The sequence below is a fragment of the Oceanimonas smirnovii ATCC BAA-899 genome (genome assembly GCF_000381965.1).
Lineage (GTDB): Bacteria > Pseudomonadota > Gammaproteobacteria > Enterobacterales > Aeromonadaceae > Oceanimonas > Oceanimonas smirnovii.
The window spans coordinates 13,763-35,315 of record NZ_KB908455.1 but is presented as its reverse complement, the minus strand read 5'-3'; the positions used below and the strand labels follow the sequence as shown (position 1 = coordinate 35,315).

Genomic DNA, 21,553 nt, shown 5'->3' with positions numbered 1-21,553 from the left:
CGGTCTGACCATTTGCTGCCAAGCAATAAAAGCAACTTGTTAGGTGAGATGCGTAGCTCTGTTTAAGCACGTTTCCGTTTGTTTGACCCTCGCTTGCCGAGGGTTTTCTTTTATCTGTTGCTCGGTATTACCTTGACGTTAACGTAAGTTTCGAGGTCTGGATGTTCGATTATTTTGAACATCTTGAACACCAAATTCTCGTTTCACTTCGCCTTTTGTTTGCTTAATCTTGTCTGCAATGACTCGGTTGTCCGCTGTTTATTCAGTATTTTCGATTTTATTTATACCCACTTTGCATTCAGGAGCGTTGTGATGAGCAAGACCCTTATTTTGAAATCCAGTATTTTGGGTGATTATTCTGCGTCAGGCATGTTGACCGACTATTTTGCTGCCCGGCTTGATGAGCCCGGTATCAAAATACGGGATCTGGCCGATGTACCATTACCCATGCTGGACGGTGACGGAGCCATGGCACTGCGCGGTGGTGAGCATCTGAATGAGCAGCAGCAAGCGCTGCTGGCGCTGTCTGACGAACTGGTGAATGAGCTGAAAGAGGCGGAACGTATTGTGATTGCCGCTCCCATGTATAACTTTCATGTACCGGTTCAGCTCAAAGCCTGGATTGATCTGGTGTGCCGGGCCGGTGTGACATTCCGTTATACTGACAAAGGTGCCCAGGGCCTGCTTGAGAACAAGACGGCGATTGTCATTACCACTCGTGGTGGCCTGCATAAAGACACAGCTCACGACATGATCACCCCCTACATGCGTACCATTCTTGGTTTTCTGGGTATTACAGAGGTGGAGTTTGTGTATGCTGAGGCCATGGGCATGGCTGAAGAGCTGCGCGAGCAACAGCTTGATGACGCCAAAAAGCAGCTGACCCGGCTTGCCAGGGGATAATATAAAAGAGGCTGCCGAAGCAGCCTCTTTTTTATCAGTCGAAGTGCTGGCGAATGCAGCGCTCAAGAATACCAATGGTCTGATCCACGTGCTCTTTTTCCATGATCAACGGCGGAGACATGGCGATGGCATCACCCAGCGAACGCAGCATCAGCCCCTGTTGCCAGGCATTGGTCTGAACGCCCGGGCCTGTGCTGCCGGTCTTGCCTGCCGGCGCTTCAAATTCGACGGCGGCAATCAGTGAGTAGTTACGAATATCAATCACACCCGGCAGCCCCTTGAGGCTGTGCAGGCCCTGCTCGAAGTACTGGCTGATATCACCATTGGCCGCACCACGCTGATACAGTCCTTCCTGCTCATAGACATCCATGGTGGCCATGGCGGCAGCACAGGCCAGCGGATGAGCAGAATAGGTATAGCCATGGTAGAACTCAACGCCTGCGGCACTGCCTTCCATCACCGCATCATGAATATGGTCACCACACAGCACGGCACCCATGGGAGCGGCACCGTTGGTCAGGCCCTTGGCGGTGGTCATGATATCGGGCAGCACGTCAAAGGTCTGGCTGGCAAAGGCATTGCCGGTACGGCCAAAGCCGCAAATCACTTCATCAAAAATCAGTACGATGCCGTGCTGGTCACAGATCTCACGAATACGCTTAAGGTAGCCCACCGGCGGCGGCAATACGCCACCGGCACCGGTGATCGGCTCTATGATCACGGCGGCAATGCGGCTGGCATCGTGCAGGTGGATCAGTTTTTCCAGCTCGTTGGCCATTTCCACCCCGCCATGGAGCGGCAGGCCGCGGGAAAAGGCGTTGCGGGACAAGTCCTGAGTATGGGACAGATGATCCGTGGGCAGCCACTGGCCAAAGGCCTTGTAGTTACCGGTAATGCCACCCACTGAAATGCCACCAAAGTTCACACCGTGATAGCCGCGCTCACGGCCGATAAACAGCTGACGTCCGCGGTCGCCCCTGGCGTGATGATAGGCCAGTGCCATCTTGAGAGCAGTTTCTACTGACTCCGAACCTGAGTTGGTGTAGAACACCTTGTTCAGGTTGCCCGGGGCCAGGTCGGCCAGGCGCTCGGACAGCTCAAAGGCCAGCGGGTGCCCGAAGCCAAAGCAAGGAGCATAGTCCAGCTCACGGGCCTGACGGGCAATGGCTTCGGCAATATGCGGGTTGCCGTGGCCGGCGTTGCAGCACCACAGACCGGCGGTCATGTCGAGTACCTGACGGTTATCGTCCGTGGTCCAGTACATGCCCTTGGCACCGGTCAGCATACGCGGGCTGGCTTTAAAACCCTTGTTGGGGGTGAAGGGCATCCAGTGAGCATTCAGTGATTGTTGATTCATTGCAGCACTCTCTCAGACTCTTGTTATATGACGCTTATCGCTAAGTAACTGCCAGTGTGAATAAAATGTAATGAAGATAAAATGACAAGGTTTCAACGTTCAGTTTGGTCCGAGTCAACCCGGGCGACCTTTGGTGTCGCTTCAGGCCGGCAGCATGGCAAATCGTTTTCTTTTAAGGACGCAATATGTGGCTTGATCCTCAGCATATGGAAATGACTGCCAGCGGGCATTTTGAGATACGGCTGGAGCAGCCTTTTGCTATCCACTTTCGTTATTCCTGCTGGCGCAGCGGACTGGTATGTGAGCGCCGGGAGCAGGGGCGTTGGGTGACGGATGCGCATACCGACTATGGCATGGCGCTGCTGGATATTGCCCGGCTGGCCGGCGAACAGAGTGTGCCCGGCAGGTTTGCCGGACAAATTCCGGTGTCCGTTCGCCGGGCGGTACAGCCTTATTTTTATCAGCAAACCCGTTTATTGCAGTGGCTGGCGCGAGAGCCCGCCGCCGGCGAGCTATTTGCTCATTCTCCCCATCTGCTGTGGTTACTGGTGGCTCATAGTGAACTGGAAGGCTGGCCTGCCATCCAGGTCAGCGCGCTGCTGAGCGCGCCAAGAAGAAACATAGTGCAGGCACTGGGCGGCGAGGGCAGCAAGGCGCTGCTTAAATTGCTGGGGCGGGTGCAGCTGGTACGCGGTGACCTGAAAGAGTGCCGCCTGTTGCTGCAGCTGTGCCGGGAGCAGACGCCCATGATGTTGCGGGTGCTGGCGCAGCAGCCAGCGCTGACCATTTATCATGTGTTGTTTGCTGTACGTTTTCCTGAGCTGCTGCAGAGCCGGTTTATGCTGTTAAACGAGGTGAGCAGATTTTCCAGCTGCGATGCACTGACGGCCAGACTGAAGAGCATATCGCGGATCTGGCAGGATGTGCTGAGGCTGGCGGAGGCATTGAATATTCCCGATGCCGGCCGGGCACTGAACCGCTGCGCTGATATGGATGCGCTCAACCGGCTGCATGATCGCTGGACCGACAGGCTGAACCGGCAACATTGCCTGGCAGCCCACGGCAGCATGTATTTTCCTGCGCCACCATTACCGGGTAATGAGCATATAATCCCGATTGAAACCCTCGAAGATCTGCAGGCAGAAGGCAGATTGATGCGCCACTGTGTAGCCAGCTATGTCAATCGTATAATGGCGGGGGAGTGTTATATTTACCGGATTATGCAGCCACAGCGGGCTACCTTTGAGCTGGGATATTCGCAGGGCCAGCTCACAGTGATGCAGGTACAGTTGCAGCGCAACCACAGGGCCAGTAATGAGACTTACCAAGCCATTCATGACTGGTTGCGCCGGAAGAATGATAAGCAGAGAAATTATGCCAACATACAAGCGGGTTAATAAGAACTGACACCGCCAATAAAAAAAGCCTGCTCGTAAGCAGGCTTTTTAATCTGGTGCGTTCTAGTGGATTCGAACCACCGACCCCCACCATGTCAAGGTGGTGCTCTAACCAACTGAGCTAAGAACGCGTTTATATAAAACTGGTGCGTCCTAGTGGATTCGAACCACCGACCCCTACCATGTCAAGGTAGTGCTCTAACCAACTGAGCTAAGGACGCTAAATTTGTTTCAGTTATCTGGTGCGTTCTAGTGGATTCGAACCACCGACCCCCACCATGTCAAGGTGGTGCTCTAACCAACTGAGCTAAGAACGCAGACTGCCTTCAGGCGCTGCGTATACTAGCCAAGGGGGGCAGAGGGGGCAAGCATTTTTTGTTCCATAACAACCGGATGGAGAACAAATGCTCAGCCCGGTGATAAATCACAGCGACGCAGAAAGGTTTGCCAGGCTTTGGCATGCTCCAGAGTGAGCTGACGATATTCAGTGTACAGGCGGCTGTTCAGGCCGCTGGCATACCAGGCACGATATTCAGCCATGGCGTCAGCCCGTTCGGGCGGTGGTTGCAGGCTTTGTTCAAGCAAGGGAGCCAGCCGCACAAAATGACGATCCAGCTCGGTCAGCTGGGCCTGAATATCCTTGATGTAATAGTGCTCCATGGCGTTACGCAGACGTTTGGCATCGTCCTGCCCGGCAGGGCCACAGTTGAACTGCTCCAGCTGAGTGAGAAAATTCAGGCTTTCACCGAGATAATGACTGGCGCTGTGCAGCGAATAATAGAGCTCACCCAGATAATCATTGTTATAAAGGCCACTGAGTTGCTCGGTAAAGACGTCACTGCTTACTGCGGTGGTCTGAGGGTGCTGGGGATTAAGGTCGGCGAACAGGGAAAACGCATCATACGTTGCCTGAAAGCCGCTGTGATCCGCCGCTACAGGACGGGCTCTGGGTGTCAGTGCGGCACGAATATCAGGCTCGGCTATCATCATGTTCCAGTAAAACCCGGGCAGCAGGGGAGCTTTTTGGGCTTTAAGTTCACTGAGCCAGTGAGTGAGACTGTCGTTGTTGCTTTGTGCAAGGCAGGTATTCAGGCCCTGTTGAAACTGCAGATGATACATAAATACAGGGCCGGCCTGCTGGCTTTTACCTACCGGACCATTATGCTCGCTGACCAGGCCCAGCAGGCGGCACTCACCCAGTTTAAGGGTATCGAGCAGGCCTGCACTGATGCGGGGCTGCTGTACCTGCAGTTCACGCTGCCCCGGCAAGGACGGCAACGGGGCCGGAGCCCTGAGCTCGGGAGGAGCTGTATTCAGCACATTAGCCACCCGAGCCAGGTAGGTATCAAAAGAGAGTTTAAGTGTTTGCCGGTCGTTACAGCCCGTCAACCAAAGGCAAACCAGCACTGTCGCGATGATGAACCTGTTCATAAATTCTGCGTAACCGCCATATCAGTAAGAACGCCGCTATGGTCAAGCCTACCAGAAAACCAATCCAGAAGCCGTGCGGACCCATGGCAGGAACTATCCAGTCGGTCAGCCCCAGCACCATGCCCACGGGCAGACCGCAGCACCAGTATGAGAACAGCGTAATATAAAAAATTACTTTTGTGTCTTTATAACCGCGCAATGCCGCTGCGGTAATCACCTGCACCGAGTCGGAAATCTGATAAAGTGATGCCAGCAGCAACAGGCTGGCGGCCAGCTCCAGCACAAAGCTGTTATCAGTATAAATGCCGCTGATCTGATAACGGGCGAGGGCGGTGGCCAGACCGGTAAACACGGCCGCCAGTGCACCAAATCCAATACCGGTCAAGCTGGCAATTCTGGCCTGGTCAGCCTGATTTTCTCCCAGGCTGTGACCCACCCGTATGGTCAGTGCCATGCCAAGGCTGAGTGGCAGCATAAAAATAATGCTGGAGAAGTTGATGGCGACCTGATGACCGGCCACTACATCGGCTCCCAGCGGAGCCAGCAACAGCGCGACCACGGTAAACAGGGTGACTTCACAGAAAATGGCCATGGCAATAGGAAAACCCAGCCGGAAAATTCGTCCGATGCGAGCCATGTCGGGAGCCGTGATATTGGCAAACACTGCAAAATGGTTGAGTAAGGCAGAGCGTTTGGTGTAAATAATCATGGCCACCAGCATGGCCCAGAACACCAGTGCAGAGGCATAGCCACAACCCACACCTCCGAGCTGGGGAAAGCCCAGTTTACCGTGGATCAATATGTAGTTGGCGGGGACGTTAATAGCCAGTCCGATAAAACCAATGACCATGGTAGGGCGTGTATGTGACAGGCCTTCACTGAAATTGCGCAGCACCTGATAAAGTGCATAGGCGGGCATGCCCCAGAGAATACCGTGCAGATAGCCGGTGGTTTTTTCTGCCAGCAATGGCTCCACATCCATCCAGTGCAGTATCATGGGGGAGAAATACAGTGCCAGCGAGGCAGGAACGATCACCATCAGGGTAAGCCAGAAGCCCTGATGCACAGCGCCGGCCACTTCATGGTGCCGGCGGGCTCCGTTAAGCTGAGAAATAATGGGAGTGAGTGCCATCACGACTCCCTGTACCAGCAAAATAATGGGCAGCCAGAAGCTGGTGGCCACAGCCACGGCGGCCATATCGGTGGCACTGATCTGGCCGGCCATGACGGTGTCAACAAAGCTCATGGTGGTTTGTGCTACCTGAGCCACCAGAATGGGACCACACAAACGCAGCAAATGGCGCGTTTCTGTGAAATATGCAGAGAATGACATGGTTTTCTCACCTGAAAGCCGCAATCGGCAAACGCCTGCCGAAAAGCGAAATGGGATAAAGCAGAGTTAGGACGGGGTTATATTGGCCCTGATGCCGGAAATATAACCGTTAACACTGTTTTTTCCCATTATTTTTCACTGTTTTGCTATGGATTAACGCGATGTTTACCGGAATTGTTCAGGGGCAGGGTACCCTGCTGAATATTATCAAAAAAGCGGACTTTCAAACTCACGTGCTGGCCATGCCGGATGAGCTGTTGCCCGGCCTGGAGCTGGGTGCCTCTGTGGCTCACAATGGTTGCTGTCTTACCGTCACTGCCATTGAGGAGGACAAGGTCAGCTTTGACCTGATGCAGGAAACCCTGAGAGTGACTAACCTGGGGGGATTAAATGCAGGTGACAAGGTGAACCTGGAGCGGGCGGCCCGTTTTGGCGATGATATTGGCGGCCATGCCATGTCGGGCCACATTATCGCCATGAGCGAGCTGCTGGAGCGCACTGAAACCGAGACCAACACCACACTGCGCTTTGCCGTACCCGGGGGGCTTGGGAAATATCTGTTTACCAAGGGCTATATTGGCATTGATGGCATCAGTCTGACATTGGGCGACGTCACCGGCAGTCATTTTCTGGTGCACCTTATTCCAGAAACGCTGGCCCGCACTAACCTGGGCCGGGTGCAGCCCGGCTATCGTGCCAATATTGAGATTGATCCGCAGACTCAGGCGATAGTGGACACGGTTGAGCGGGTACTGAGCAGCCGTGAATAACAGGCGAATGATACCGGGCAAGCCCGGTATTTTTAATTTGATAAAGTTATGCCAACATACAATTGAGGCTGTTTAAAAATACTGCTCATCATCAGCATCAACGCTGACTTCAACCTCATCACTGATCTCGTTTCGCACCACGCGTAAATGCATGGGATTGCAACAGGCCTGGCAATCTTCGTAATAATCCTGATCACCGGCGCTGGCATCTACCTCAATGCGGGTGTGATGACCGCAATGAGGGCAGACAATATTCCGTTCAAAATAATCACGCATAGAAATCTCCCGATAATCAGGCTTCCGGCAGGCTCTGGCAGGAGCGACCACCATCAATGGCAATAATCTGGCCGGTCAGGTAGGCCGGCCCCTGAAGTAAAAACCGGACTGTGTCAGCAATTTCAGACGGCGTGCCCAGCCGCCCCATGGGCACTGAATCCAGTACTCGCTGCTTTTGTTCGTTATCAAGTTCATGTTCAGGCCAGAGAATAGGACCCGGTGCAATACCGTTAACCCGCACCTGCGGAGCCAGCTCGGCAGCCAGTGCCCGGGTCAGGGTGACCAGCGCATTTTTGGCCATGCTGTAGGGCAGGTGGTCTTTCAGACCGTTGGCCGCGTGTATATCAAGCAAATTCACTATGCTGCCGCGCTCCTGTCTGAGTGACGGCAGCAGCGCCTGGCTCAGCAACAGTGGCGCTGCCGCATTGGTGGCAGAGAGTTCCAGCCAGTGAGCCGGAGTAATGTTGCCAAAACGGGTGGGATAAAAGGCAGAGGCATTGTTAATCAGTGCACTGACATGGCCGAAGCATCCCATGGCGCTGTCGGCCATGGCATTAATGGCATTCAAATCGGTCAGATCCTGCTGCAGCAGCTTTACGCTGCCCGCGCGGAGCCGGTTCAGCTCTTCTGCCAATACCCGGGCCTCATGCTCACTGTGATGGTAATGCACTATCAGGTTCATTCCTTGCCGGTGCAGCATTCGGCTGATGTCAGCACCAATGCGTCTGGCGGCACCGGTGATCAAGGCCACTTGGGTCATGATATCTCCTGGCTGGCAATAATATTGCTCAAACTCAGTTTGGCTTGCTTGATATAGGCTTCACCAAACAGGTTTATGTGATTAAGCAGGTGATAGAGATTATAAATTTCCCGCCGCTGCCAGTAACCATCATCACGAGGCCAGACGGCATCATAGCCCTGGTAAAAAGCCTGAGGAAACTGGCCGAACAGCTCTGTCATGGCGATATCTGCTTCTCTGTCACCAAAATAACTGGCAGGGTCAAAAATCACTCCCTGACGCTGATAAAATCCGAGGTTGCCACGCCATAAATCGCCATGCAACAGGCAGGCCTCGGGCTGATGTCCTGCCAGCCGGTTTTTGATGGCACCGGTTATCTCTTCAATATCACCAAAACGAATGCCTTGCTCTTCCAGAAGCTGCAGCTGCCAGCCAACACGTTGTTCGGCAAAAAAGGTCGCCCACTTTTTATGCCAGGCATTGGGCTGCACTGTGGTGCCGATAAAGTTGTCTTCGTCCCAGCCATACATGGACTGAGTACTGCCCTGATGCAAATGAGCCAGCTGCCGCCCCAGCATATGCCAGTCCTGATCCTGTGCCTGCCCCAGACGCAGATACTCCAGCACGATAAAACTGCTGTTAACCGTAGTCCCGCAGCAAACGGGGCGGGGCACTCTGAGTGTCTGCGTATTAAGCAGATGCTCAAGGGCAGTCCATTCGGCACGGAACATATCCAGCGCTGCACGGTCATTTAGTTTAACAAAGAATATATGCTGGCCATCGCTGACGCGGTAAGCCTGATTGATTTCACCGCCACCCAAAGGCGAGCGTTCACTCACATGAAACTCGGCATTAATGGCATCGCTTATCTGACTGGCAATGGCTGGCCACATAGACTGTTCACTCCGGTAACGCAGGTTTTGCCACCAGTATAGGCTAAAAGCGGTTGCCTTCAGTGACTTAACCGAAAAGGAAAAAGCATGATAGAACGCATCAAGCAATGGCTGAATTCTACCCCCGAACACGATACCCCCGCCTTGCAGGAAGAAGTGGCGGTAGCCGCCCTGTTAAGTGAGGTCATGCTGGCAGACGGCGTGGCCAGTGAGGCCGAACACCAGCGTCTGGAACAGTTGCTGGCAAGACTGTTTGGTCATGCCCCCCATGAAGTGCACCAGTGGCTGCAACAGGGCAGGGCGCACCAGGAAGAAGCGGTATCCTTGTATGAGTTTACGCAACATCTGAAAACCCTGGCCATTGAACGGCGGGAAGCCATTTTGTCCGCCCTGTGGCAAATGGCCATGACAGACGGTGTGCTGGATCCGCAGGAAGAAGGCATAGTCCGGCAAGTGGCTGAATTACTCTATATTCCGCACAGCCGCTTTATTCAGCTGAAATTACGGGTAGAAAACGGGTCCGAAGATTAACCATGGTCCGTGGCGATGAAGTGTGATTTCTGATAGTCTTTGCGCTTCCCGACCTGTGCCGCGGTATCACACTCAAGCGTGCCAGGCTGGCCGAGTAACGCCAGATGGTCGGGGCTCTGTCGTGAATTATCATTCTTTTCATTACATACATGTGCGCTTTGGTAGGGTGCACCACTGTTAAGGACCTTTCATGCCGACAATTACTCTTCCCGATGGCAGTCAACGCCATTTCGACAATCCCGTTTCCATTATGGATGTGGCTCAGGATATAGGTCCGGGCCTGGCCAAGGCCTGCATTGCCGGCCGTATTAACGGCGAGCTGGCAGATGCCTGCGACCTCATCAGCCAGGATGCCAGCCTGTCCATTATCACCGCCAGGGATCAGGAAGGACTGGAAATTATCCGTCACTCCTGTGCTCACCTGCTGGGTCACGCCATCAAGCAGCTGTGGCCGCAAACCCGCATGGCCATTGGCCCTGTCATTGAAAACGGCTTCTATTATGATGTGGATCTTGAACATACCCTCACCGAGGAAGATATTCAGAAAATCGAGACCCGCATGCTGGAACTGGCCAAGACCGAATATGCGGTGATCAAGAAAAAGGTCAGCTGGCAGGAAGCGCGGGATACCTTTGCCCGTCGGCATGAGTCGTACAAAATTGAAATTCTGGATCAGAACGTGAGCCAGGATGACAAGCCGGGTCTGTATCATCACGAAGAATATATCGACATGTGTCGCGGCCCGCATGTGCCCAACATGCGTTTCTGCCAGCACTTTAAATTGCAGAAGGTCTCCGGTGCCTACTGGCGTGGCGACTCCAAAAACAAAATGCTGCAGCGCATTTACGGCACAGCCTGGGCCGACAAGAAAGCGCTCAAGTCCTATCTGGTGCAGCTGGAAGAAGCCGCCAAGCGGGATCACCGCAAAATTGGCAAGCAACTCGATCTTTACCACATGCAGGAAGAAGCGCCGGGCATGGTGTTCTGGCACAACGACGGCTGGACCATCTTCCGTGAGCTGGAAACCTTTGTGCGGGACAAGCTGCGCGAATATAAATATGAAGAGGTAAAAGGCCCCTTCATGATGGACAGAGTGCTGTGGGAAAAGTCCGGCCACTGGGATAAATATGCTGATCACATGTTTACCACCCACTCCGAGAGCCGGGACTATGCCATCAAGCCTATGAACTGCCCGGGTCATGTGCAGATCTTCAATCAGGGACTCAAGTCCTACCGTGATCTGCCGCTGCGCATGGCTGAGTTCGGCTGTTGCCATCGCAACGAGCCGAGCGGTGCCCTGCACGGTCTGATGCGGGTACGGGGCTTTACTCAGGACGATGCTCATGTCTTCTGTACCGAAGATCAAATTCAGAGCGAAGTGTCTGCCTGCATCAGAATGGTATATGACACCTATGAAACCTTTGGTTTCAGTAACATCGCCGTCAAGCTGTCTACCCGTCCAGAACAACGCATCGGCAGCGACGAGATCTGGGACAAGGCCGAACTGGCTCTGGAAGAAGCCCTCAAAAGCAATGGTATCGAATACGAGCTGCAGCCGGGCGAGGGGGCCTTTTACGGTCCTAAAATTGAATTTACTTTGCACGACTGCCTGAATCGTGCCTGGCAATGTGGTACGGTACAGCTTGATTTCGCGCTGCCGGGCCGTCTGGGTGCCAGTTATGTCGGTGAAGACAACGAGCGCCATGTGCCGGTAATGATCCACCGCGCTATTCTGGGGTCTATCGAGCGCTTTATCGGTATTCTTATTGAAGAGTATGCCGGTCTGTTCCCGACCTGGCTGGCTCCTACCCAGGCGGTGGTGCTGAATATTACCGATAATCAGGCTGACTATGCCAAAAACCTGGTCGAGTCACTGAATAATATCGGTATTCGGGCCAAGGCAGACTTGAGAAATGAGAAGATTGGCTTTAAAATCCGCGAGCATACTCTTAAGCGGGTACCTTTCATGCTGGTATGCGGCGACAAAGAAGTCGACGCCGGCAAGGTAGCGGTTCGTACCCGAAAAGGTCAGGATCTGGGAACCTTTGATGTTGAGGAACTGATTGCTCTCATCAAGGAAGAGGTTCAGACCCGCGGAAAGAAAACAGTGGAGGATAGGTTATAAAAGGCGCCAAAAAAGGGGGCAAGCCCGCTCCCCGTAATCGACTGAATGAAGAAATCCGACTGAAAGAAGTTCGTCTGGTCGGCCTGGAAGGTGAAGCATTGGGGGTCGTGTCCATCAATGAGGCACTGAGCGCTGCCAGCGAGGCGGGCGTCGATCTGGTAGAAATCAGTCCCAATGCCGAACCCCCTGTTTGCCGTATCATGGACTACGGCAAGTTCCTTTACGAAAAAAGTAAAGCGACCAAGGAACAGAAGAAAAAACAGAAACAAATCCAGGTGAAGGAAGTTAAATTCCGTCCCGGTACTGATGAAGGCGACTATCAGGTAAAGCTACGCAACCTGATTCGCTTTTTGGAAGAAGGCAACAAAGCCAAAGTCACACTGCGGTTCCGCGGTCGTGAAATGGCGCACCAGGAGCTGGGTTTTGATCTGCTTAACCGCATCAAGACCGAACTCGATGAACTCGCCGTGGTTGAGTCCTTTCCCAAGCTGGAAGGCCGCCAGGCAGTGATGGTGCTTGCCCCTAAAAAGAAACAGTAAGGTCTGCAAGTAGCCGGGCATTTCGTCCGGCTCACCTTGTCTGTTGTTGTTATTAACAATGCGGAGTATTTCATGCCTAAGATGAAATCCAACAAGGGCGCTGCCAAGCGCTTCAAGAAAACCGGCTCTGGTGGCTTTAAGCGCAAGCAGTCCCACCTGCGTCACATCCTCACCAAGAAAAGCACCAAGCGTAAGCGTCAGCTGCGCGGTAAGTGTCTGGTAGCGGCGTCTGACGTTGCCCAGATCAAATCCATGCTGCCTACCGCTTAAGAGGAGAGTGAACAATGCCAAGAGTTAAACGTGGTGTCACTGCACGCGCTCGTCACAAGAAGATTCTGAAGCAGGCCAAAGGTTATTACGGTGCCCGTTCACGCGTTTATCGCGTAGCGGTACAGGCAGTAACCAAAGCCGGTCAGTACGCCTATCGTGACCGTCGTCAGAAAAAACGTCAGTTCCGTCAGCTGTGGATTGCCCGTATCAACGCGGCTTCACGTCAGAACGGTCTGTCTTACAGCCGCTTCATCAATGGTCTGAAAAAGGCCTCTGTTGAAATCGATCGCAAGATCCTGGCTGACATTGCCGTACACGACAAAACCACCTTCACTGCTTTGGTTGCCAAAGCAAAAGAAGCCCTGGCTTAAGTCGTTAAACGACCGTTTTCAAAGGAGGCTCCGGCCTCCTTTTTTGTTGCCTTTTCCCCGGCTCCGCGCTGGAAGAAAACAGGCATTTCCTTTATTATCAAGACCTTTCTAATATCAAGCGTCCGTGTATACGGGCAAGTCAACGAGGAATACATGGATCAGCTGGAAGACGTGATCGTCAAGGCGCAGGCGGAGATCCAGGCTGCCGCTACTGTCGCCGAACTGGATGAAATCCGGGTTCGCTATATGGGCAAGAAGGGCACCTTTACCGAGCAGTCCAAGGCGCTCGGCAAGCTGTCTGCCGAAGAGCGCCCTGCAGCAGGGCAGGCTATCAACCAGGCCAAACAGGCGGTTAACGACGCCCTTAACAGCAAGCGCGACGCACTGCAGCTGGCCGAGCTGAATGCCAAACTGGCCAGTGAAACCCTGGATATTACTCTGCCGGGCCGTCGTCAGGTGAGTGGTGGCCTGCATCCGGTCAGCCGTACCATCAAGCGCATAGAATCCTTTTTCGGTGAACTGGGTTTTCAGGTGGCCGAAGGTCCGGAAATTGAAGACGATTTCCATAACTTCGATGCCCTCAACATTCCGGCCCATCATCCGGCCCGGGCGGATCACGATACCTTCTATTTTAATCCCAAGCTGATGCTGCGCACCCAGACTTCCGGCGTGCAAATCCGCACCATGGAACAACAGCAGCCACCCATTCGTATTATTTCGCCGGGACGAGTCTATCGTAACGATTACGATCAGACCCACACCCCCATGTTCCATCAGGTAGAAGGTCTGCTGGTGGATGAACACGTCAGCTTTACCCAGCTTAAGGGCGTACTGCACGACTTTCTGCACAACTTCTTTGAAGAAGATCTGCAAATTCGTTTTCGCCCGTCCTATTTCCCGTTCACCGAGCCCAGTGCCGAAGTGGATGTGATGGGCAAGAACGGTAAGTGGCTGGAAGTACTGGGCTGCGGCATGGTGCATCCGAATGTACTGCGCTCCGTGGGTATCGACCCCGAGCGTTACAGCGGCTTTGCCTTTGGCATGGGCGTTGAGCGTTTGACCATGCTCCGTTACGGCGTCAATGATCTGCGCGCCTTCTTCGAAAATGATCTGCGTTTTCTCAAGCAATTCCGGTAAGCGGCAGGAGCAATAATGAAGTTTTCAAAATCATGGCTGGATGAATGGGTCAACACCGGTCTGAACGATGAGGCCCTTGCCGAACAAATTACCATGGCCGGCCTGGAAGTAGACGGCATTGAGCCCGTCGCCGGTGATTTTTCCCAGGTCGTTGTGGGCGAAGTGATCGAATGCGGTCAGCACCCGGACGCCGACAAGCTGCGCGTGACCAAAATTAATGTGGGCGGCGACGAGCTGCTCGACATCGTCTGTGGTGCGCCCAACTGCCGTCAGGGCCTGAAAGTGGCGGTGGCCGTGGTGGGTGCCGTGCTGCCCGGCGATTTTAAAATCAAAAAAGCCAAGCTGCGTGGTCAGCCCTCTCACGGCATGCTCTGTTCCTACAGTGAGCTGGGCATTGATATCGAGTCCGACGGCATTATCGAGCTGCCGGCTGGTGCCCCCGTCGGTACCGATGTGCGCGACTATCTGGCCCTGAATGATGTCACCATTGAAGTGGATCTGACCCCCAACCGCGCCGACTGCCTGAGCATGGCGGGCCTGGCCCGGGAAGTGGGTGTTCTCAATAATCAGGACGTTAACTGGCCTGAAATTGCTGCCGTGCCTGCCAGCATTGACGACCAGCTGGATATTCAGCTGCACGCGCCCGAGGCCTGCCCGCGCTATCTGGGCAGGGTAGTGAGAAACATTAACGTCAATGCGGCAACGCCGTTATGGATGCAGGAAAAACTGCGTCGCAGCGGCATTCGCAGCATCGATCCCGTGGTGGACATCACCAACTTTGTGCTGCTGGAATGGGGTCAGCCCATGCATGCCTTTGATCTGAATACCCTGAACGGCGGTATTCAAGTGCGCATGGCAGAGCAGGGTGAAAAACTGACCCTGCTTGACGGTAACGAAGTGACCCTGAACGCCGATACTCTGGTCATTGCCGATAACGAGCGTCCCGTGGCCATGGCCGGCATCTTTGGCGGCGACGCCACCGGTGTGACCGAAAATACCAAAGACGTATTGCTGGAATGTGCCTTTTTCAGCCCGCTGGCCATTACCGGCCGTGCCCGCAACTATGGCCTGCACACTGACTCTTCCCACCGTTTTGAGCGCGGTGTTGACTATCAGCTGCAGCATAAGGTGATGGAGCGTGCCACGGCGCTGCTGCTCGACATTTGTGGTGGTGAAGCCGGCCCTGTGATTGAAGCCGTTGCTGAAGACAAGCTGCCTCAGGCCGCCACTGTCACTCTCCGTCATGACCGCCTGAACAGGCTTATCGGCATTGATATTGCTGCTGAGCAGGTCACTGAAATGCTGACTCGTTTAGGGCTGCAGGTGACAGCAACTGCCGATGGCTGGAGCGTAGTGGTGCCCAGCTATCGCTTTGATATTGCCATTGAAGAAGATCTGGTTGAAGAAGTCGCCCGTATTTACGGCTACAACAATATTCCCGATGTGGCTCCCAGAGCTGACCTGTCCATGTCTTCTCACCATGAAGCCCATCTGCCACTGAACCGGCTGAAGGATACATTGGTGGACCTGGGTTATCAGGAAGCCATTACTTACAGCTTTGTGGATCCGGAACAGCAAAAACTGATGTTCCCGAATGCCGGGCATATGATTCTGCCCAACCCCATTGCTGCAGACATGTCTGCCATGCGGGTATCGCTGTGGCCGGGCCTGGTACAGGCTGCGGTTTACAACCAGAACCGTCAGCAGTCTCGCCTGCGCCTGTTTGAACAGGGCCTGACGTTTGTGCCTGATGACACCGCAGAAAACGGCGTACGTCAGACACCGGTACTGGCCGGTCTGGTGCTGGGCTCTGTGGTGGACGAGCACTGGAGCATGAGCAGCCAGGCTGCCGACTTCTTTGATCTCAAGGGTGATGTGGAAAGCCTGCTGGCCCTGTCTGCCGATGAACTGTCCTTCAGCGTAGCGCGGACCGACTTATCTGCCCTGCATCCGGGGCAGTCTGCGCAGTTGCTGCGCGGCGGCCAGCCGGTGGGTCACTTTGGTGCTCTGCACCCGAGCCTGCTGAAAAAACTGGGTCTCAAGTCACAGGTTTATCTGTTTGAAATTGAGCTGTCGGCGCTGACGGAACGCAAAGTGCCTGATGCCGTGGCTGTGTCCCGGTTCCCGGCCAACCGCCGCGACCTTGCGCTGGTTGTCGATCAGAGCCTGGCTGCTGCCGATATCCTTGATTTGGTTAGGAAAGTTGGCGGTAATCAGCTGGTTGGATTAAACTTGTTTGACGTATACCAAGGGCAGGGCATTGCAGAGGGCAAGAAAAGCCTGGCACTCAGTCTGGTATTGCAGGATACCCAACGGACGTTGGAAGAAAAGGAAATCGCCGACACCGTGGCCCGCATTGTTTCGGCGGTTTCCGACGAGTTTAATGCTTCCTTGAGGGATTGAGCTTATGGCGTTAACCAAGGCCGATATAGCAGAGCACCTGTTCACTGAACTTGGCATCAGTAAGCGCGATGCCAAAGACATGGTAGAGGCGTTTTTTGAAGAAATTCGCGTCTCTCTTGAACAGGGGGAACAGGTAAAAATTTCCGGTTTCGGTAATTTTGAACTGCGTAACAAGGGGGAGCGCCCCGGGCGTAACCCCAAAACCGGTGAAGACATTCCCATTTCGGCCCGACGGGTAGTGACCTTTCGGCCAGGGCAAAAACTGAAAGCCCGGGTAGAAAATGCCATGACGCCCGACCAGGAATAACGCTGAAAAGCCAGGCTCTGCCTGGCTTTTTGTTGTTCCTAGACTAAGGCATTATTGGCCTGCAGCGCGTGCGCCTGTTAGCCTATGGGCAAGATGGATTTAGCAGAGGCATGCCCAGCGTGCAGAAAGGAAACATCGTAATACTTACTGGTGCCGGTATCTCGGCAGAATCAGGCATTCGTACCTTCAGGGCTGCAGATGGCCTGTGGGACGAGCACCATATTGAAGACGTAGCCACACCAGAAGGCTACAAACGCAACCCGGAGCTGGTGCAGACATTTTATAATGAGCGCCGGGCATTGCTCCAGACGGTGGAACCCAATGCTGCCCACCTTGCGCTGGCCAGACTGGAAGCCCAGTGGCCTGAACAGGTAACCATTGTTACCCAGAATATCGATGATCTGCATGAACGTGCCGGCAGTCAGAACGTATTGCACATGCACGGCGAACTACTCAAGGCCCGCTGTCCTCACAGCAATCAGACGCTGAACTGGCCCGGCCCGTTAACGACGTCTGATCTGTGTCACTGCTGTCAGTTCCCCGAGCCGCTGCGCCCGCATGTGGTCTGGTTTGGCGAAATGCCGCTGTTGCTCGACCGTATTTATCAGGCACTGAGTGAGGCCAGTATATTCGTGGCTATCGGCACCTCTGGCAATGTGTATCCTGCGGCCGGCTTTGTGCATGAGGCTGCCATGCACAATGCGCATACACTGGAAATTAACCTGGAGCCGAGTGAAGTTACAAACCACTTTAATGAGCACAGATATGGCCCGGCTACACAAATGGTAACCGGCTGGGTAGAAGAGCTGCTGCAGGGGCGGGTGCTTAAAACCGCCGGCCGCAACCGCTGACAAGAAGGCCCGCACTGCGGGCCTTCATCATTATTACTGTGTGCGAAGTTTTACCCAGTATTGTTCATACTCCAACTGAGCGGCATCGCTCAAATCATGCTGAAAGTGCCCGTTTTCCACCACAGTTGCAGATGGAAACAAGACAGGATTTTCCGCTATCTCTGCAGGTAACAGCGTTTTTGCTTCCCGGTTGGGCACAGCCAGGCCCAGCTCGGTGATGATTTGTGCTGCCACTTCAGGCCGCATCAGATAATCAAGAAACTGATGGGCAGCGTCGGCCTCCCTGGCATTGGCCGGAATGGCGGCATTATCTACCCAGAAAATGGCTCCTTCCTCGGGATAGATATATTCCAGACTCAGGCCATCCTGTTGCGCTTTGTAGGCCTGGTCACTCCACAGCAGTCCGATATTAGCCTCACCGGTCATATAAGGCAGGCGGGGATTATCGGAGTTATAGAGCAACACATTGGGCTGCAGTGCCTGCAGTTTTTCATGGGCGGCAACAATGTCATCCTGCTGCTCACTGTTGGCATTCATGCCCAGTGCCAGCAACGCCATCTGAAAGTTTTCCCGAATATCATCGGTAAGCATCAGCTGGCCGGCAAAGTCGCTGCGCCACAAATCATTCCAGCTGGTTACTCCGGCGTCAGGCAGCTCATCACGGTTAATGGCGATGGCGGTACTGCCAAAGGCATAAGGCATACTGTAGGTGTTGTCCGGATCAAAATCCCGGTTCAGCAGCGCCGGCTCAAGTGCGGAAAAATGCGGCAATCTGGTCTTGTCGAGCGGCAGCAGCATACCTTCACGGGCCATTTTGCTGAGCATGTAGCTGGATGGAAAAATCACATCGTAGCTTTCTTTGGCACCGCTGCTTTGAAGCAGTTTCAGCTTGGCGTACAGCGCTTCATTGGAGTCAAAACTGGCATAATCCACGGTAATGCCGGTTGCCTTGGTAAAGTCGTTTAGTACCGTTTCGGGTAAGTATTCTGCCCAGGCGTATACAGACAGGCGCGATTCGGCCTGAGCCAGCAGGGGCAGGGCGGCAGCCAAGGCCAGAGCCAGAGAGCGAACTTGCAGTTTCATCATCCGTGTTTTTTCCTTAATAACCATTGAGACAGTACCACCAGCGTCAGGGAAACCATCAGCATCAGCGTGGCCAGGGCGTTAACTTCAGGCGACACACCCACCTTTACCATGGAGTAAATGCGCAGAGGCAGAACGTCAAAACCGGGGCCGGTCACGAAAGAGCTGACAATGACGTCATCCAGCGACAGGGTAAAACTCAGCAGCCAGCCGGCGGCAACGGCCGGAAAAGCCAGCGGCAGCAGAATACGCCGGAAAATAATTCCTTCACTGGCTCCCAGATCACGGGCAGCTTCCAGTATGCGCACATCAAACCCCTTTAATCTGGCATAAACGGTTATCACCACAAAAGGCAGACAAAAGGTGATGTGAGCAAACAGCAACGACCAGAATCCCAGTGATATGCCCAGCACCACAAATAACGCCAGCAGTGAGATAGCCATCACAATATCCGGCGACATCATCACCACAAACAGCATGCCGCCTACAAAACGTTTACCGTAAAAACGATAACGGTACAGCGCCACTGCAGCCAGCGTGCCGATAAGGGTAGCCATGCTGGCCGCAAGCAGGGCGATCAGCAAGGAATGCCGGGCCGCCTCCATCAAAGCGCCGGTTTGGGCCAGACGTTCATACCAGCCCAGACTGAAACCATCCCAGCGAATGCCGAAACGATTACTGTTGAAGGAATTAACCACCAGCACCACGATGGGCACATACAGCCAGACAAATACCAGCAGCAACCAGCTGCCCTTAAGCCATTTCATTTATGCTCTCCCGCCGGTTAAGCAACTTGCCGGTGTGGTAATACACCAGCAGCAGCAGGGCCATCATCAGGGTCAGTGCCACACTGGTGGCCGCGCCAAAAGGCCAGTCACGAATCGTCAGAAACTGGGATTTGATAATGTTGCCTATCAGCAGATTTTTGGCCCCACCCAGTAAATCGGAGATATAAAACATGCCCATGGCCGGCAGAAATACCAGCAGGCAGCCGGCAATAATGCCCGGCATGGTAAGCGGCAGCACGATGCGCACAAAGCGGGGCAGGGCACCTGCACCCAGATCCCGTGCGGCTTCCAGCAGGCGGCCGTCCAGCTTTTCGATGGCGGCATAGAGTGGCAGAATCATAAAGGGCAGCAGAATATAGACCAGGCCGATAATCACCGCCGCTTCGGTAAACACAATGCGCAGTGGCTGATCAATCAGCCCCAGTGCCAGCAGGCTCTGGTTGAGCAATCCTTTGGTACCCAGCACGGCCTTGAGGGCATAGGTGCGGATCAGAGAATTGGTCCAGAACGGTACTATGATCAGAAACAGAAGCACGGGCCGGACACGCGCCGGCAGCCCCGCCACTATCCAGGCAAAGGGGTAAGCGATCAGCAGGCACAGCAAAGTAGCCGTGCCTGCCATTACCAGGGAATGCCATAATACGCTGAAATACATGGGGTCAAACAGCCGGCTGTAATTACCGGAGGTCAATACCAGGCTTATCAGGCTGCTGTGATCCCGGGTCAGAAAGCTGGTGCCGATGATCATCAGGTTGGGCAGAAACACAAACAACATCAGCCAGCTGACGATAAGGCCTACCGCCAGGTTGCGAAAGCGGTTAGTGCTGTTCATAAGGCAACACTACCTCCCAGCTGTCTACCCAGCCAATCTCTACCTGCTGATCAATGGCATAATCAAAGTCGGGATCGTCTTCATCAAAAAATGCCGATACCAGCAGCTCTCTGCCTGAGGCCAGTTTTACCCGGGACTCCAGGGTGGCACCTTTATACTGACGATCAAGAATGTGACCGGTTACGCCGTCAGTACCGGACTGAGTGCCGGCTTCTTTCATGCGTAAATCTTCCGGACGCAGCAGCACACACACCTTGTCACCGGCGCTGAACGCCTGTTGCGTATGCACCACACAGTGGCGGCCTTCCACCCGCGCATGCCAGCTGCCCGGTTGCCCGGCCGGTGCCAGGAGTTCGCCGTCGAGTATGTTGATTTCACCAATAAAGCGCGCCACAAACAGATTGGCAGGAGCTTCATAAATATCTCGCGGGCTGCCGTCCTGTACAATGCGGCCATGCTGCATGACCAGAATACGGTCAGACATGGACAGGGCTTCTTCCTGATCGTGAGTAACAAATACAAAGGTAATGCCCAGGCGGCGCTGCAGCGCTTTCAGCTCAACCTGCATCTGGCGGCGCAGTTTGTAATCCAGCGCACTTAATGGCTCATCCAGCAGCAGCAGCCTGGGACGGTTAACCACAGCACGGGCAATGGCAACCCGCTGCTGCTGACCGCCGGAAAGTTGATGAGGAAAACGGCTGGCGTGCTGGTCAAGTTGTACCATCTGCAAGGCTTCCTGTACCCGTTGCCGAATCTCGCCAGCAGGCACTTTCTGCATACGCAGACCAAAGGCCACATTGTCAAACAGGGTCATATGGGGAAACAGGGCATAGCTTTGAAACACGGTATTCACATGACGTTGCTCGGCGGGCACCTGAGTAATATCTTCTCCGCCCAGACGAATGATACCGGCATCAGGATGTTCAAGCCCGGCCAGCATGCGCAGTACCGTGGTCTTGCCGCAGCCGGAGGGGCCCAGCAGGGTAAGAAATTCGCCATCATAAATAGACAGATCAAGATGTTCGATAATGGCTTTGTCACCAAAGGATTTGCTGATCCCGGCAAGGGTAACAAGGGGAGATTTATGTTCGGCCATTTGCCTGACTGCACCTCGATAGGAACGCACGCGTTCAGTATGCTGAAAGAATCGCGCATTCTAGGTCTCGCCCCATTTGAAGCAAAGCAAATAAAAATTGCCGCAACAAACGGTTTTGTTG

Annotated in this window: 22 protein-coding genes and 3 tRNA genes; 12 read left to right on the top strand and 13 right to left on the bottom strand. The window is 54.1% G+C overall.

Annotation, left to right across the window (positions count from 1 at the left end):
• Nucleotides 1–312 precede the first annotated feature (312 nt).
• On the top strand, nt 313–903 hold the full coding sequence (locus tag G364_RS0102985; protein ID WP_019933664.1) for an FMN-dependent NADH-azoreductase: 591 nt from the start codon (nt 313–315) through the stop codon (nt 901–903).
• Between the two features lie 34 nt (nt 904–937).
• Here the strand turns inward: G364_RS0102985 and aptA are convergent, their stop codons facing one another.
• The gene (aptA, locus tag G364_RS0102980) at nt 938–2,260 is read right to left on the bottom strand and encodes an omega-aminotransferase AptA (RefSeq protein ID WP_019933663.1); all 1,323 of its coding nucleotides are present in this window, start codon (nt 2,258–2,260) and stop codon (nt 938–940) included.
• Nucleotides 2,261–2,445: 185 nt separating this feature from the next.
• Between aptA and G364_RS0102975 the strand changes: the two genes are divergently transcribed.
• Nucleotides 2,446–3,657: a PcfJ domain-containing protein gene (locus G364_RS0102975; RefSeq protein ID WP_019933662.1), complete on the top strand. Its 1,212-nt coding sequence runs from the start codon at nt 2,446–2,448 to the stop codon at nt 3,655–3,657.
• Nucleotides 3,658–3,711: 54 nt separating this feature from the next.
• Here G364_RS0102975 and G364_RS0102970 read toward each other — a convergent pair.
• The 5 genes from G364_RS0102970 to G364_RS0102950 all read right to left on the bottom strand — a co-directional run bounded on the left by G364_RS0102970 (nt 3,712) and on the right by G364_RS0102950 (nt 6,421).
• Nucleotides 3,712–3,788: transfer RNA gene (locus tag G364_RS0102970), tRNA-Val, on the bottom strand.
• A gap of 13 nt (nt 3,789–3,801) precedes the next feature.
• Nucleotides 3,802–3,878 (bottom strand) — tRNA-Val (locus G364_RS0102965).
• 19 nt (nt 3,879–3,897) lie between these two features.
• Nucleotides 3,898–3,974: transfer RNA gene (locus G364_RS0102960), tRNA-Val, on the bottom strand.
• Between the two features lie 91 nt (nt 3,975–4,065).
• Nucleotides 4,066–5,088, bottom strand: coding sequence for a DUF3080 domain-containing protein (locus G364_RS0102955; RefSeq protein WP_051089252.1), 1,023 nt, complete (start codon nt 5,086–5,088; stop codon nt 4,066–4,068).
• Nucleotides 5,033–6,421, bottom strand: a complete 1,389-nt coding sequence (locus G364_RS0102950; protein ID WP_019933660.1) for an MATE family efflux transporter — start codon at nt 6,419–6,421, stop codon at nt 5,033–5,035. Before G364_RS0102950 ends, G364_RS0102955 begins: the two co-directional genes overlap by 56 nt.
• Nucleotides 6,422–6,582: 161 nt before the next feature.
• On the opposite strand from G364_RS0102950, the gene G364_RS0102945 reads away from it, so the two are divergent.
• Nucleotides 6,583–7,191 carry a riboflavin synthase gene (locus G364_RS0102945; RefSeq protein ID WP_019933659.1) on the top strand — a complete coding sequence of 203 codons (609 nt, stop codon included), beginning with the start codon at nt 6,583–6,585 and terminating at the stop codon, nt 7,189–7,191.
• Nucleotides 7,192–7,263: 72 nt separating this feature from the next.
• Here the strand turns inward: G364_RS0102945 and G364_RS0102940 are convergent, their stop codons facing one another.
• Genes G364_RS0102940 through G364_RS0102930 form a run of 3 tightly spaced genes read right to left on the bottom strand, consistent with a single transcriptional unit; the run spans nt 7,264 to nt 9,099 of the window.
• Complete coding sequence (locus G364_RS0102940; protein WP_019933658.1) at nt 7,264–7,467, bottom strand: CPXCG motif-containing cysteine-rich protein; 204 nt, start codon at nt 7,465–7,467, stop codon at nt 7,264–7,266.
• A gap of 16 nt (nt 7,468–7,483) precedes the next feature.
• Nucleotides 7,484–8,227 (bottom strand): pteridine reductase, encoded by a 744-nt coding sequence (locus tag G364_RS0102935; protein ID WP_019933657.1) that lies wholly within the window; start codon nt 8,225–8,227, stop codon nt 7,484–7,486.
• Nucleotides 8,224–9,099, bottom strand: a complete 876-nt coding sequence (locus tag G364_RS0102930; protein WP_019933656.1) for a fructosamine kinase family protein — start codon at nt 9,097–9,099, stop codon at nt 8,224–8,226. The genes G364_RS0102935 and G364_RS0102930 overlap by 4 nt, the downstream gene beginning before the upstream one ends.
• An 87-nt stretch (nt 9,100–9,186) precedes the next feature.
• Between G364_RS0102930 and G364_RS0102925 the strand changes: the two genes are divergently transcribed.
• From G364_RS0102925 to cobB, 9 genes are all read left to right on the top strand, one after another.
• Entirely contained in the window at nt 9,187–9,630 is a 444-nt protein-coding gene (locus G364_RS0102925; protein WP_019933655.1) for a tellurite resistance TerB family protein, read from the top strand.
• 190 nt (nt 9,631–9,820) lie between these two features.
• The gene (thrS, locus tag G364_RS0102920; protein WP_019933654.1) at nt 9,821–11,755 is read left to right on the top strand and encodes a threonine--tRNA ligase; all 1,935 of its coding nucleotides are present in this window, start codon (nt 9,821–9,823) and stop codon (nt 11,753–11,755) included.
• Nucleotides 11,752–12,294 carry a translation initiation factor IF-3 gene (gene infC, locus G364_RS0102915; RefSeq protein WP_083928683.1) on the top strand — a complete coding sequence of 181 codons (543 nt, stop codon included), beginning with the start codon at nt 11,752–11,754 and terminating at the stop codon, nt 12,292–12,294. Before thrS ends, infC begins: the two co-directional genes overlap by 4 nt.
• 72 nt (nt 12,295–12,366) lie before the next feature.
• On the top strand, nt 12,367–12,564 hold the full coding sequence (rpmI, locus tag G364_RS0102910) for a 50S ribosomal protein L35 (protein ID WP_014292509.1): 198 nt from the start codon (nt 12,367–12,369) through the stop codon (nt 12,562–12,564).
• Nucleotides 12,565–12,578: 14 nt separating this feature from the next.
• Nucleotides 12,579–12,935, top strand: coding sequence for a 50S ribosomal protein L20 (rplT, locus tag G364_RS0102905; RefSeq protein ID WP_014292510.1), 357 nt, complete (start codon nt 12,579–12,581; stop codon nt 12,933–12,935).
• Between the two features lie 153 nt (nt 12,936–13,088).
• Nucleotides 13,089–14,072, top strand: a complete 984-nt coding sequence (gene pheS / locus G364_RS0102900) for a phenylalanine--tRNA ligase subunit alpha (RefSeq protein ID WP_019933652.1) — start codon at nt 13,089–13,091, stop codon at nt 14,070–14,072.
• Nucleotides 14,073–14,087: 15 nt separating this feature from the next.
• Nucleotides 14,088–16,475 (top strand): phenylalanine--tRNA ligase subunit beta, encoded by a 2,388-nt coding sequence (gene pheT / locus G364_RS0102895; protein ID WP_019933651.1) that lies wholly within the window; start codon nt 14,088–14,090, stop codon nt 16,473–16,475.
• A 4-nt stretch (nt 16,476–16,479) separates the two neighbouring features.
• On the top strand, nt 16,480–16,782 hold the full coding sequence (locus tag G364_RS0102890) for an integration host factor subunit alpha (protein WP_019933650.1): 303 nt from the start codon (nt 16,480–16,482) through the stop codon (nt 16,780–16,782).
• 110 nt (nt 16,783–16,892) lie between these two features.
• Complete coding sequence (gene cobB, locus G364_RS0102885; protein WP_019933649.1) at nt 16,893–17,633, top strand: Sir2 family NAD+-dependent deacetylase; 741 nt, start codon at nt 16,893–16,895, stop codon at nt 17,631–17,633.
• Between the two features lie 33 nt (nt 17,634–17,666).
• Here cobB and G364_RS0102880 read toward each other — a convergent pair whose 3' ends face one another.
• Genes G364_RS0102880 through potA form a run of 4 tightly spaced genes read right to left on the bottom strand, consistent with a single transcriptional unit; the run spans nt 17,667 to nt 21,432 of the window.
• A complete protein-coding gene (locus G364_RS0102880; protein WP_019933648.1) occupies nt 17,667–18,719 on the bottom strand; it encodes an extracellular solute-binding protein in 1,053 nt (350 codons plus the stop codon).
• Nucleotides 18,716–19,483, bottom strand: a complete 768-nt coding sequence (potC, locus tag G364_RS0102875) for a spermidine/putrescine ABC transporter permease PotC (protein ID WP_019933647.1) — start codon at nt 19,481–19,483, stop codon at nt 18,716–18,718. Before potC ends, G364_RS0102880 begins: the two co-directional genes overlap by 4 nt.
• Nucleotides 19,470–20,336 (bottom strand): spermidine/putrescine ABC transporter permease PotB, encoded by an 867-nt coding sequence (gene potB / locus G364_RS0102870; protein ID WP_019933646.1) that lies wholly within the window; start codon nt 20,334–20,336, stop codon nt 19,470–19,472. The genes potC and potB overlap by 14 nt, the downstream gene beginning before the upstream one ends.
• Nucleotides 20,323–21,432, bottom strand: a complete 1,110-nt coding sequence (gene potA, locus G364_RS0102865; RefSeq protein ID WP_019933645.1) for a spermidine/putrescine ABC transporter ATP-binding protein PotA — start codon at nt 21,430–21,432, stop codon at nt 20,323–20,325. Before potA ends, potB begins: the two co-directional genes overlap by 14 nt.
• Between the last annotated feature and the right edge of the window lie 121 nt (nt 21,433–21,553).